The sequence below is a fragment of the Deltaproteobacteria bacterium genome, assembly GCA_011773515.1.
Lineage (GTDB): Bacteria > Desulfobacterota > Deferrimicrobia > J040 > J040 > WVXK01.
The window spans coordinates 23,425-35,863 of sequence record WVXK01000048.1 but is presented as its reverse complement, the minus strand read 5'-3'; the positions used below and the strand labels follow the sequence as shown (position 1 = coordinate 35,863).

The 12,439-nt window shown below is 50.3% G+C and carries 10 protein-coding genes and 1 pseudogene (1 of these 11 cut by a window edge); all 11 read left to right on the top strand.

All coding sequences use genetic code 11. The annotated features are described in order from the left end of the window. A partial coding sequence (locus GTN70_04550) for an acyl-CoA dehydrogenase (GenBank protein ID NIO16254.1) occupies positions 1-1,123 on the top strand: 1,123 nt, incomplete at its 5' end. A 6-nt stretch (positions 1,124-1,129) separates the two neighbouring features. Then, positions 1,130-2,116, top strand: coding sequence for a methylmalonyl Co-A mutase-associated GTPase MeaB (gene meaB / locus GTN70_04545; GenBank protein ID NIO16253.1), 987 nt, complete (start codon positions 1,130-1,132; stop codon positions 2,114-2,116). Then, on the top strand, positions 2,113-3,081 hold the full coding sequence (locus tag GTN70_04540) for a CoA transferase subunit A (GenBank protein ID NIO16252.1): 969 nt from the start codon (positions 2,113-2,115) through the stop codon (positions 3,079-3,081). Before meaB ends, GTN70_04540 begins: the two co-directional genes overlap by 4 nt. 44 nt (positions 3,082-3,125) lie before the next feature. After that, the gene (locus tag GTN70_04535) at positions 3,126-3,896 is read left to right on the top strand and encodes an acyl CoA--acetate/3-ketoacid CoA transferase subunit beta (GenBank protein ID NIO16251.1); all 771 of its coding nucleotides are present in this window, start codon (positions 3,126-3,128) and stop codon (positions 3,894-3,896) included. A gap of 127 nt (positions 3,897-4,023) precedes the next feature. Continuing rightward, on the top strand, positions 4,024-5,361 hold the full coding sequence (gene miaB, locus GTN70_04530) for a tRNA (N6-isopentenyl adenosine(37)-C2)-methylthiotransferase MiaB (protein NIO16250.1): 1,338 nt from the start codon (positions 4,024-4,026) through the stop codon (positions 5,359-5,361). Next, positions 5,348-5,830: a bifunctional nuclease family protein gene (locus tag GTN70_04525; protein NIO16249.1), complete on the top strand. Its 483-nt coding sequence runs from the start codon at positions 5,348-5,350 to the stop codon at positions 5,828-5,830. Before miaB ends, GTN70_04525 begins: the two co-directional genes overlap by 14 nt. 11 nt (positions 5,831-5,841) lie before the next feature. Beyond that, positions 5,842-7,689: a diguanylate cyclase gene (locus GTN70_04520; GenBank protein NIO16248.1), complete on the top strand. Its 1,848-nt coding sequence runs from the start codon at positions 5,842-5,844 to the stop codon at positions 7,687-7,689. Positions 7,690-7,698: 9 nt separating this feature from the next. Further along, positions 7,699-9,288, top strand: a complete 1,590-nt coding sequence (locus tag GTN70_04515; GenBank protein NIO16247.1) for a DUF4388 domain-containing protein — start codon at positions 7,699-7,701, stop codon at positions 9,286-9,288. After that, the gene (locus GTN70_04510; protein ID NIO16246.1) at positions 9,257-9,904 is read left to right on the top strand and encodes a histidinol phosphate phosphatase domain-containing protein; all 648 of its coding nucleotides are present in this window, start codon (positions 9,257-9,259) and stop codon (positions 9,902-9,904) included. The genes GTN70_04515 and GTN70_04510 overlap by 32 nt, the downstream gene beginning before the upstream one ends. A 3-nt stretch (positions 9,905-9,907) precedes the next feature. Then, entirely contained in the window at positions 9,908-10,606 is a 699-nt protein-coding gene (locus GTN70_04505; GenBank protein NIO16245.1) for a tetratricopeptide repeat protein, read from the top strand. Next, positions 10,606-12,439, top strand: a pseudogene (locus GTN70_04500) (hypothetical protein); it runs 35 nt beyond the window's last position. Before GTN70_04505 ends, GTN70_04500 begins: the two are co-directional and overlap by 1 nt.

Below are 12,439 nucleotides of genomic sequence, written 5' to 3'. Positions count from 1 at the left end.
CGAGCATAAAACCCTCGAACACACGCTGAGAGAATTCTGCAAAAAGGAGGTGCTTCCCTTTGCGGGGGAGTGGGACAGGTCGGGTGAGATTCCGGCAGAAATTATTGGAAAACTCGGAATGCTCGGGCTGATGGGGGTATGCGTGCCGGAAAACTACGGGGGCGTCGGAATGGACACTGTCTCCTATGCTATCGCCATCAAAGAGATAGCAAGCGCAGACGGGTCCCTGGCGCTGATGCTGGCGTCACACAATTCACTCTGCGCCGGGCACATTTTGCTGGCCGGGACTGAAGCGCAGAAGAGGCAGTATCTGCCGCCGATGTCTTCCGGGGAGAAAATTGGCGCCTGGTGTCTTACAGAGCCCGATTCGGGATCGGACGCAGCATCGATGAAATCAAGAGCAGAACGGGTACCGGGTGGATGGAATATCAACGGAACAAAGATGTTTATCACGCAGGGTTCCACGGCAGACCTTTATGTCCTGATGGCAGTCACCGACCGGGACAAGGGAAAAGGTGGAATTACCGCCTTCGTTGCCGAAAGGGATAACCGGGGCCTCAAACCGGGGAAAAAGCTCGATAAGCTCGGCATGAGAGCCTCTGACACCGCGGAGGTCGCGTTCGATGATATGTTCCTGCCTGCCGACAATGTTCTGGGAAATGTGGGAGGGGGATTCTTTGACACGCTCACCGTTTTATCGGGAGGCAGAATTTCCATCGCGGCCCTTTCGGTGGGAATTGCCACCGGGGCCCTTCGGGAATCGATACAATATGCCAAGGAAAGGCAACAGTTCGGGAAGCCGATTTCGAACTTCCAGGCAGTACAGTGGTTGTTAGCGGACATTTCAACGGAGATCGAGGCCGCCTGGATGCTCACTCTGAAGGCCGCTTACTTGAAAGATGCGGGGAAAAAATATACGAGGGAAGCCTCAATGGCTAAGCTGTACGCCTCCGAAATGGCAATGAAGGCAACGGTGAAGGCCGTCCAAATTCACGGCGGGTATGGGTACATCGAGGATTATCCCGTTGAAAAATACATGCGAGATGCAAAGCTCTGCGAGATCGGCGAGGGGACATCGGAGATGCAGAGGATTGTCATCGCAAAAGATTTGATAAGAGGGTGACGGAAAATGGCCAAAAAGCCTGAGGACCTGGTTGTGGGCGGCGATATTTTGGCTACAGCCAGGCTCATGAGAGACCTTGACGATGAGATGCCATCGGCCCAAAAGGTATTGAAGAAACTCTACAAGCACACGGGCAATGCACACATAATTGGGGTCACCGGAGCGCCCGGATGCGGGAAAAGCACGCTCGTAGACGTGATAACCGAACTTTTGAGGAAAAAGAGGATGACCGTCGGGATAATTGCCATAGATCCCACGAGCCCGTTCAGCGGTGGTGCGATACTCGGTGACAGGATTAGAATGCAGAAACATACCCTCGATGAGGGCGTGTTCATCAAGAGCCTGGCCACACGCGGGCATCACGGGGGGCTTTCCCGATCCACCATCGATATCGTGAACGTCATGGACTCTATGGGAAAAGACGTAATCATAATCGAAACGGTTGGCGTCGGGCAGGACGAGACGGAGGTGGTCAAGGTGGCGCATACAAACGCCGTTGTACTCGTGCCCGGCCTCGGCGACGACATCCAGGCGATCAAGGCGGGAATTCTGGAGATTGCAGACATATTTGTCGTCAACAAGTCCGACAGGGAGGGCGCAGACAGGACGAGGTCCGAGCTCGAGATGATGATCGAGATGAAACAGTATGGCGATGGTGAGTGGAAGCCGAAAATTTGTAATACCGTGGCGACGAGTGGTGAGAGTGTCGATAAGCTTCTGGGCTTTATCGATGAGCACCGGAGGTTCATCGGTACGAGTGAAAAGAAAAGAGCTCATCGGATCCGAAAGGCAACCGTAGAGCTCATGGAGATACTCAAAAGCAAACTCCTGGAAAAAGCGCTCGATGACCTGAAGGAGCACGACCTCTTCGATAAGATCGTGGCCGATATTTCGGACAGGAAGAAGGATCCCTATTCGGTTGTCGAAAAGATCGTAAACCACAGCTTTGCCTTTCACCTTTTAAACAGCAGAAAAAAGAGGGACGGAAAATGAGAGTTCTTTCCGAAGGGGGAAAGGAATATAAGTTTGTCCACCCCGATGATTTTCGCAGGCACGTGAGAGAGAACAAAACGAGAGAGCCCGTATCGAAAATCATTTCTGAGAAGGAGGCGATTTCCCGGTATGTAGATGATGGAGATTACGTCGTGTATGATTTTTCCTCGCTCACACGCGGACCTCAGGCTCTCATAAGGGAAATAATCAGACAGCGGAAAAAAGACCTCTGGGTCGGGGCGGAGTTTACCTTACATGAATCCCCCCTTCTCGTCGGCGGCGGATGCGTGTCGAAAATAGACGTGGGATTTTTGGGATACGGATCATACATCGGTGACGCAGTCTGCAAGGGGAGGGTAACGGTGTATGAGTGGACGAACGGTGGGATAGCCCTGAGGATACTCGCGGGAAGCAGGGGAATACCCTTTATCCCGACGAGGGATCTCCTTGGATCCGATAATATCGATCACTCGGGGGCGAAGGTCATCCAGGATCCTTTTACCGGGGACCCCCTCTGCCTTCTTCCCGCATTGCATCCCGATGTGGCTCTCATACACGTCCATCAATCAGACGTTTTCGGAAATGCAAGGATATTCGGGACAAACCTCTTTGCCCTCGAAGCGGCGGTAGCATCAAAGAAGGTAATCCTCTCGACCGAGGAGATCATCGACCATGAGGAAATCAGGACGGATCCTCAACGCACGACCATCCCCTATTACTGCGTCGATGCCGTTGTCCATCTCCCATTCTGCGCATACCCGGGCTGTATGCCCGGCAAGTACGAGCTCGATATCGAGCATATCGGTAAACTGAATGGGATAGTTACCGATGAACAGATGAAGGAATACCTCGAGGAATATGTCTACGACGTTTCTGACCATGCTGAATTTATCGACAGGAAGGTTGGGAGCAGGAGGCTCCGGGAGCTCATTAGAAAAGCATCGATAAAAGAGGGGTATCGCTAGGGGGGAAGGTGAGAAGAACGGTCGAATTTACGGACACCGAGTTTATGATTGTCCATGCCGCGAGGCTGCTCGAGGATAAAAAAACATTCTTCGTCGGATTCGGACTTCCCCAGATCGTTGCCATTCTTGCCCAAAAACTGTACACGCCGGACATAGTGCAGGTTTTTGAATTCGGCGCAATCGGGCCACGTGCGGTCACGCCCTTCGTGAGGGGAACAATGGGTGGGCCGCAGAACACACACCGGTCCATTCAATGGGCGAATATGAACACGGCGTTCTCCTACTCGGCTGCCGGTTACATAGATTACGGGATGCTGGGCGCCGCGCAGATCGACAAATATGGAAATATCAACTCGACGATGATAGGGGAATCCTTCGATGCCCCTGTCAGGAGGTTCCCCGGGAGCGGGGGTGGCAACCAGGTGGCAAGCTACTGCTGGGAAACAATCATCGTGATGAAGCACGAGCCAAGAAGGTTTGTGGAGAAGGTTGATTTCATAACCTCTCCGGGCTTTCTCCGGGGAGACAGGTCGCGGGAAGAATCGGGCCTCCCCTCCAAAACGGGTCCCTGGAGAGTTGTCACCTCAAAAGCCCTCTTTGGTTTCGATGAGGATACGCGGATCTTGAAACTCCAGGGTGTGCAGAGAGGCCTCGGGGTAGACGACGTGATCGAAGGTATGGGGTTCAAGCCCGCGATTGCCGATCATATAGAGGAACTCTCTCCCCCGAGCGCAGAAGAGATCGATCTTCTCAGAAACGATATCGATCCGTCGAACATCATTATCGGTGGGGAGACAGTTAGAATAGAGGCATGAAATAGGTCAGGGCCCGCCGATGTGCCTCTGCGGCGTGGTCAACCCCTGCAAGGACAGCCCCTCCATAAGTATTTAAACAGAATCTGTTATAATCGGAGGGAGACACTTTGTGGAGAATGCTATTCACATGAGGAGAAAGGCCTACGTACATACATTCGGGTGCCAGATGAACGAGTATGATTCGGCCAGAATGATGGGGCTCTTGGAAACCTCGGGATATGAGCATGCAGAATCTCCTGAAACGGCAGATCTCATCATCGTCAATACCTGCAGCGTCAGGGAAAAAGCCGAACAGAAAGTGTACAGCCTTCTCGGCCGGCTGAAAAAACACAAAATAAAGCGTGGGACAAAGATCGCCGTTGGAGGATGCGTCGCACAGCAGCTGGGGGAGGGTATTTTCACGAGGGCACCCCACGTGGATATAGTTTTTGGGACACATAATATTGACAGTTTGCCCGACCTACTGCGGGAGGCGGAAGATGGAAAGCGTTCAGTTTCCGGCCTGGAGGTGTTCGAAATTCCCTCCACCTTCAGCGGTGACCAGTACCTGAGCGAAGGGAGGGTCAAGGCCTACGTCACAATCATGCAGGGATGCGATAACTATTGCACCTACTGCATCGTTCCGCTGGTGAGAGGGAGGGAGTACAGCAGGCCCCGGGAGGACATACTGAGGGAAATCAGGAGCCTGTCGAAAAGAGGGGTGAGGGAGGTCACGCTCCTTGGACAGAACGTCAACTCATTCGGCAAGAAAAATGGGGGGACATCATTTACCGACCTCTTAGGAGAGGTATGCCGGGTAGAGGGAATCGAGAGGGTGCGTTTCGTTACGTCCCATCCGATGGATTTTTCCGACGAACTCATTTATGCATTCGGAGAAAACGAGAAGCTGTGCTCCCACGTTCATCTGCCTGCCCAGAGCGGCTCCGACAGGGTGCTTCGCATGATGAACCGGAGGTACACGAGAGACCACTACCTTTCGATCATCGGCAAATTGCAGAAGGTACGGCCGGACATGTCCTATTCATCCGATTTTATCGTCGGGTTTCCCGGCGAAAAGGATAAGGATTTCGAAAAAACCCTGGAACTCATGCGGGAGGTCGGGTACGATACCACGTACTCGTTCAAATTTTCCCCCAGGCCGGGTACTGCTGCAGAAAAGTTGGATGGGCGGGTGGAAGAAAGCGTCGTGAGAAGACGGTTGATGGAACTCCAGGCCCTTCAAAAGAAGATTACCGGTGTCAACTACGGTAAAATGGTCGGGAAAAAAGTAAAAGTACTTGTTGAGGGTATATCCAAAACCGACGATAATAAGTATACTGGTCGCACAGCGTGTAATAAAATAGTCAACTTCGATGCCGGACCGGATGAGAGGGGCAAGATTGTCATGGTTACCATTAACGATGCTCTTGCCCATTCATTGACCGGGTCGATAGAAAACGGGGGTTCTCGAGATGAAAGAAGTTAATGTGCTCGGCATAACGATAGACCCGGTTACCAACTCTCCCATCGTTATCCTGCGGGACGTGGACAAAAAATTTACCCTTCCCATATGGATCGGCGTTCTGGAGGCAAATTCCATTGCCATAGAAATTGAGAAGATGGACCTCCCGAGGCCGATGACCCACGATCTTACGAAGAACATTATCGAGGAATTCGGCGGAAAAGTCCTGCGGGTGGAGATTACCGACCTGAAGGAAAACACCTATTTTGCCGTAATATACATCCAGTCAGATGGCAAAAGGTTCCAGATAGACTCCCGTCCAAGCGACGCGATAGCCCTGGCCCTGAGGTGCAAAGCAGCAATATATGTCTATGATTCGGTCCTCGAGAAGGCCTACAGCCTTGAATCCGAAGAGGGCAAGGAGGGGCAGGATCGCTGGTCTGAGCTTCTTGAAATGCTCAATCCCGAAGAATTTACGAAGTACAAGATGTAGATTGGGGGAAGATGCAGCACCCGAAGACTATTATAGTTGTCGACGATAGTTCATCCGATCTCAAAAAGTCCCAGTTGCTCATCGAAGGAGAGTTTATCGATGTCGTCTTCATCCCATCCTCTCATTACTTTTCCGATATAAAACTGAAGGAAAAAGCATCCCTCGTTTCAATCACCTCGAATAACGTGAGCGAGGAAAACCTGCTGAGAATACTGCGGGAAGCAAACGGGGGGCTTCCCCTGTTGTGCTTCAAAGAGACTCCTCCTCTGAAAAAACTCGGCGAATGGGTCCTTAGCCGGGAAAACGACGCCGTATCGGAGGAGGAAAGAGATGTGGTTGAGAAGTTGATGGCCGAGAGCCTCGACTACTACCTTCTCGCTTCGGTTTATCAGCGTTGCTTGAATATCATCACCTCATACGAGATAGAAACGCTTTTAGCCAGCGCCACGGACGCGTTCCTGAGTGAGCTAAAAGTCGAATCATGCGTTCTCTGGCTCGCCGACCAGCAAGAGACGGATGCATTCACGATCTCCGCCGTGAGGGGGCTGATCAACATTGACCTCGAAGGATCGAGGTTTTACCTCTCCAAGATGGAATTTTACGAACAGGTCAATGGCCTCATGCCTTTTGAATACCCGGAGACGGGGAAAAAGGATAGCTTTCTCTACGTTCCACTCGTCCACGCCGGATATCCCATCGGTCTTTTGAAGCTGGGGAAAAAATTGACGGGGAAACCGTTTTCGGAGAAGGAAGAGGGTATCTGTAAGATTATAGCCGACCACTGTGCGTTTGCGATAAAAAACCTTGATAAAATTCAGAAACTCGAAAAAATAACGCTTCTTGACCCGGAGACCAAGGTATATTCTGCTTCATTTTTCAGCGACTATTTCGAAAAGGAATCGTCGAAGTCCACCCGTTTTCAACGCCCCCTATCACTGATTTATGTTCATCTCGACAATTACAGCTATCTCCTCACAAGGCTCAAGGAAACGATTGTCCATGACCGTGTTTCCCACCTGCTGACCAGGATCGCTAAAACGCTCAGAGACTCCGACCTCATTTCCCGGCTCGAGAGTAACCGTTTTTGCATTCTCCTGCCCGAAACGGACTATCTCGGTGCCCTGATAACAATTAAACGCCTGAGGAAGATGATCAGCGAAGGGTTGCGTCTGGAACACCTCGATAAGACCTACTACGTGAACGTGCTGATGCGGGCCGTTTCATTTCCCGACGACGGAGATACCCTCGATGAACTCAAAAAATCCGTTGACAAGAAGTTTATCCTCTACAAGAGGAGCCCCGTTTACAAGTATCGGCTTCAAGACAAGAACTTCTGGGATATATTCGAGGTCGTCATCGGTGATCTTTCTCAGTACAGGGAGCAAAGTTCCGAACTGATCGATAGCGGCAATTTCAGGGTAAAGGCGGATTACGGCAGGAACAGGTATTTTTCCATGGAGACAGAGGAATTCACGAAGATAGTCGAAGTTATTTCACAGGATTTGTGCATGGGTAAAGACGAGAGGGGGATACTTCTTATTGCAGGGCCGAGGCCCGAGTTGATTCGCCAGATACTGTCATCTTTCGAGATCAACAACGTCCCTTCAAAAAAGGTCTACATCCTCGGGAAAAAGGCAGTATCAAAGTTCGACGCAAAAAACGTATTGATTGTCTCCGCGGACGACAAGAGGCTCGATTCATCTAACATATTGATATACCTGAAAGACAGCGGCGCCTATGCTCTCATGACTGCCTCTGCTGATGGAAAACTGGTAGGTTTCAACACGTCGGATGAGGTTCTCGTGGAAACCCTCTTTGAGAAAATTCAGGATATGTACATGATACAGGGGACATTCTGATGGCGGGCCATGAGCAAAAATATTCTCATAGCTGACAGGGATAAGAGGATACGGGATCGGCTCTCATCGAAGCTCAGGGCGAGGGGCTTTGATGTCGATACGGTAGAGGACGGATCGAGTGCCCTGGAGTCTGTCCTGGTGAGCTTGCCGGATCTTTTCGTCGTCGATACCGATCTCGACGTTCTGCCCACGGAAAGGCTCATCCAGATCATACGCTCAAACCCGAAAACGCGGGAGTTGCCGGTAATCTATCTTTCAAGTGAAGGAAAGAGCCTTAGCACTTTCAGGAAGGACGTAGACGATTTCGTCAGAAAACCGTTCAATATGAGCGAGTTTATCCTGCGGGTGTCGCGAATATTCAGGTATGGAATAAAGGAGGCGTCGCTTATTTCCGGTGACACAGAGGTTTCCGGCAACTTATCCCACATGTCACTGCCTGACCTGATTCAGATGTTTTCCTTGAATGGGAGAAGCGGTATCCTTAACGTGGCTTCGAAGAGGACTTCAGGCTCAATTTACATGAGCAAGGGAGAGATAACATCTGCAATTTCCGGCACTACTGCGGGAGAAAAGGCTTTCTACCGTCTGATCAATCTCCAGGAGGGAGAGTTCCAGTTTATCCCCGGGGAGTTCGACTCCAAGAGAACAATCGTTAAAAGCAGTCACAGCCTGATTTTCGAGGGATTGCGCAGACATGATGAAATGGCCTTGATCACGGAAGATTTTCCCGACCCCGATGATTCAGTTGAGTTCATGATCAACCCCCATAAGCTACCCCCAACGTCAAACTCCGTGTTGAAAGAGATCCTCATGCTCATCGAGTACTATTCAAAGGTCGAGGAGATCGTGGACGCCTCCACCCACCCCGATTACGATGTTTATAAAGCCCTTCTCTCGATGAGCAAGAGAAATTTCATCAGGATCGGGAGGTTCGAGAAAAAACAGGTAAAGCTCGACTTCCTCGACAAAGACGAAATCATCAAAATACGTTCAAAAAGAGAGATCCCTGTCTCAAAAGATGTGGATAACCCCATCGTTGGAAAGATAGTTTTTTTCCTCCCCGAAGATTCCATCCTTGACGACATAATAACTGTGCTCAATCGATATTCTGAATTCCAGGTGGACAGGTATTTTTTGGCGGCAAAAAACAGGGAGAGGGGCATCTCAAAGGGAGTATTCGGATATTTACACGTTGGGAAAAATGCGCGGATAGCCTTGCTTTCCTTTCTGTGCAGGAGGGAGTTTTCTCCCATGTGGCACGCGATGTCGGCGAGATCTATCGGCGTAATTCTCATCCTGAAAGACGAGATGAGCAGTTCCCTCGAGGACCTCCTGGCTGTCTCGGAGTTTGCAAAGAGCACGGGCAGCGGGCAGGTTCTCGGGATCATGAGCAAGAGTTTCACCAATTTCGGCCTGGGTGACAACACCCTCAGTCTTTTCAAAAAAAGAGCCGAAAAATTGCGCTGTGCGATTAAAATAAAAGAGATGGATGATTTGACCCCGGTTGAAATACAGGCTTCCCTGCAGGAAGTTATTAGACGGCACATAGAGATCGTGGAGAACCGCGATGATAGATTTGCACATTCACTCGATATTTAGCGATGGCGTGCTCATACCATCGGAAATCGTATCCCGGGCCAAGCAGAAAGGCTACAAAGCTCTTGCTCTGACTGACCACGTGGACACGTCGAACATCGATTTCGTGCTGTCCGGCATGGTAAAGGTTTCCCGGGACCTGTCCCTTAAAACCGGGGTGAAAGTTGTTCCGGGTGTAGAGATAACGCACGTCCCGCCTTCGCTCATAGGCGGCCTCGTCACCGAGGCAAGGGAACGGGGTGCCGGCATAGTTATCGTTCATGGCGAGACGATTGTGGAGCCGGTTCCCCCGGGAACGAACAGGGAGGCGATTATTGCGTGTGCCGATATCCTCGCCCATCCGGGCCTCATAACGGAGGAGGATGCGATGCTGGCAGCAAAAAATGGCGTCTTTCTGGAGATAACTTCGAGGGGAGGGCATTCCTACACGAATGGCCATATCGTCAGAATGGCAAGGAGAACGGGTGCGGAATTGATCTTCAACACCGACGCCCACGGGCCTGGAGACTTTATCGATAAGGAGACGGCAAGGGCAGTTCTTGAGGGTGCGGGCCTTTTGGCTGATGATGTTTCGTTGATTTTTGAAAATTCCGCAAACTTGATAGATAAGAGGGGCTGAAACGTGGCGAAGAAACGGCTGACGAAAAAGGAACTCAAGCAACCAGATGAGGTTTTGACGCTTCTTGGCACGGCGACAAGATTCATAACGGAAAACCAGGCAAAGCTGATGGCCGTCGCCGGCTCGATATTCGTGCTTGCCCTGGCAATTTATGGTTACAAAGGCTATACGAGCCGGAAATTTTCCAAGGAAAATGGAAAGCTCTGGCAAATTGTTGCCAGGATACCCGATAAATACCTGGAACTCAGCGAAGGGGAAAAACAAAACCTCGTCCTGGTCAAGTCCGATCTCGAGAATTTTTTGAAAAAAGTCGGCTCGAAATCCGTGAAAATTTACGCGCAGTACTATATCGCCGATGTGAACTTCAAGCTCGCATACTATTCAAACGCGGTCGAGAAATTTCAGGAGATTCTCGGGAAAGAGGAGGTACCCCCCGAGTTGCGTTACATCAGCAACATCGGACTCGGGTACAGCTATGAGGCCCTTTCCGAGTATAAATCGGCGATCCGTCACTTCAAGGCTGCCGGGGATATGGCAACCGACCCTTACAGCAGGGGTGCCGCCTCCTACGGGATGGCCCGCTGTTATGAGCTGATGGGGGATTTCGAAGTAGCAAGGCAGATATATGCCGATATCCTTGAAAAGAACCCTGATTACCCTGATATTGAATTCATCAAAATCAGGCTTTCCTCAATTTCCTGATGAAACTCAACATCGCTTTCCTATGGCACCTTCACCAGCCGTACTATCTCGACCCTGAGGAGAACAGCTTTCTCCTTCCCTGGGTTCGCCTGCACGCTACAAAGAACTACCTCTTCATTGCAGACCTGTTCAAGGAGTTCCCCCGACTCAGGCACAACATCAATCTCGTTCCATCTCTTGTCAAACAGATAGAGCACTACGACAGAGATGGGTTGAGCGACACCTGTTTTGCGCTTTCAGAAAAGAACGCCTACGACCTTTCTACCGAAGAGAAGGAGTATATTCTGAAAAACTTTTTCCACGCCCACGCAGAGACGATGATCTATCGGTTTCCACGGTATAAAGAGCTCTTCCAGCGCTGGCGAGGCACGTCAGGTAATGTTGACAGGGCGCTGAAACTTTTCGGCATAACAGAGATAACCGACCTTCAGGTCCTGTTCAATCTCGTATGGCTGAACCCCGTTCACTATGAAGGGAACAGGAAGATTCAGGAAATAGTGCAAAAAGGCCGGCTCTTTGGGGAAGAGGATAAAAGGGTTCTGCTCGATTTTCACAAGGAAATAATCGGCAGAGTAATAAGCAGGTTCAGGGAGGTTTCCGATGCCGGCATAGCAGAACTGACGGTGTCTCCTTTTTACCACCCCATACTGCCGATCCTCATCGACAGCAATTGTGCGGAACTTGCAGACCCCCATGTTGAGCTTCCGCCGTTTCGCATCGCCTATCCCGATGACGCCGTGGACCAGATAAAGAAAGCGAAGGAGTACTTTCTCGACGTTTTCGGATTTTCCCCCTCGGGAATGTGGCCATCCGAGGGATCGGTGTCAGAGCCGGCGTTAGAACTCATGGCAAAGGAGGGGTTCCGGTATACATTTACCGATGAGCTCGTTCTCAGCAAGGGGATCAATGAGATAATTCACCGGGATACCGGGGGCCTGCCGGATAAGCCTGAAGTATTGTACCAACCATACCGGTATAAAAACTTGGATTTTCACATATTTTTTAGAGATCACTATCTATCCGATCTGATTGGATTCGTCTACAAGAATTGGGATCAGCAGACAGCGGCAAACCATCTCTTCAACAAATTTCTCGACATACGCCGCAATATTACAGAAAGAGGTTTAAATCCCGAGGATTATATTGTCTCACTCATATTTGACGGGGAAAATCCCTGGGAATACTACCCCAATTACGGCATTGATTTCTTACGGTCTCTCTTTGATAAATTAAGCAGGTCGGATGATCTGAACGTTGTAACATACCGTGAATACATGAACGTGAAGGGGAAAAAAAGCTTCCCCGTCCTCGAATCGATAAAACCCGGTTCATGGATTGACGGTACTTTCAGGATATGGTTTGGCCAGCAGGAGGATTTTGCTGCGTGGAAGTATATATATAAATTGAAAAACCTGATTTATGACAGGTATATAGATACTGATAAATCAAGTAAAGCATTAGAATATATACGGATTGCTGAGGGGTCAGATTGGTACTGGTGGTATGGGGATGAGCATTTCACGGCAAACCTTCTTGAGTTCGACAAGTTGTTCAGGAAAAATATAAAAATGGCCTATAGTTGCCTGGGCGAAGATCCCCCAAAAAGCCTGGAGAAGGAGATTTTTTCCCCGGAAAGACTGGTTCAGGCGATCGATGGGGACATGCTCGTTCTAAGGCCCAAATCTTACATAAATCCAAGAATAGACGGGAAGATTACCTCTTACTACGAGTGGATCGGGGGTGCCAAATTTGTTCAAAGCCCCACATTCGCCTCGATGCACCGGGCCGGATTCGGAATAATCAGCTCCCTGTACGCAGGGTATGACAGGAACA

Coding starts and splice junctions, on each gene's coding strand:
- GTN70_04510 (NIO16246.1), top strand. CDS start 9,257: ATGATAGATTTGCACATTCACTCGATATTTAGCGATGGCGTGCTCATA.
- GTN70_04540 (NIO16252.1), top strand. CDS start 2,113: ATGAGAGTTCTTTCCGAAGGGGGAAAGGAATATAAGTTTGTCCACCCC.
- miaB (NIO16250.1), top strand. CDS start 4,024: ATGAGGAGAAAGGCCTACGTACATACATTCGGGTGCCAGATGAACGAG.
- GTN70_04520 (NIO16248.1), top strand. CDS start 5,842: ATGCAGCACCCGAAGACTATTATAGTTGTCGACGATAGTTCATCCGAT.
- GTN70_04535 (NIO16251.1), top strand. CDS start 3,126: ATGATTGTCCATGCCGCGAGGCTGCTCGAGGATAAAAAAACATTCTTC.
- GTN70_04525 (NIO16249.1), top strand. CDS start 5,348: ATGAAAGAAGTTAATGTGCTCGGCATAACGATAGACCCGGTTACCAAC.
- GTN70_04515 (NIO16247.1), top strand. CDS start 7,699: ATGAGCAAAAATATTCTCATAGCTGACAGGGATAAGAGGATACGGGAT.
- meaB (NIO16253.1), top strand. CDS start 1,130: ATGGCCAAAAAGCCTGAGGACCTGGTTGTGGGCGGCGATATTTTGGCT.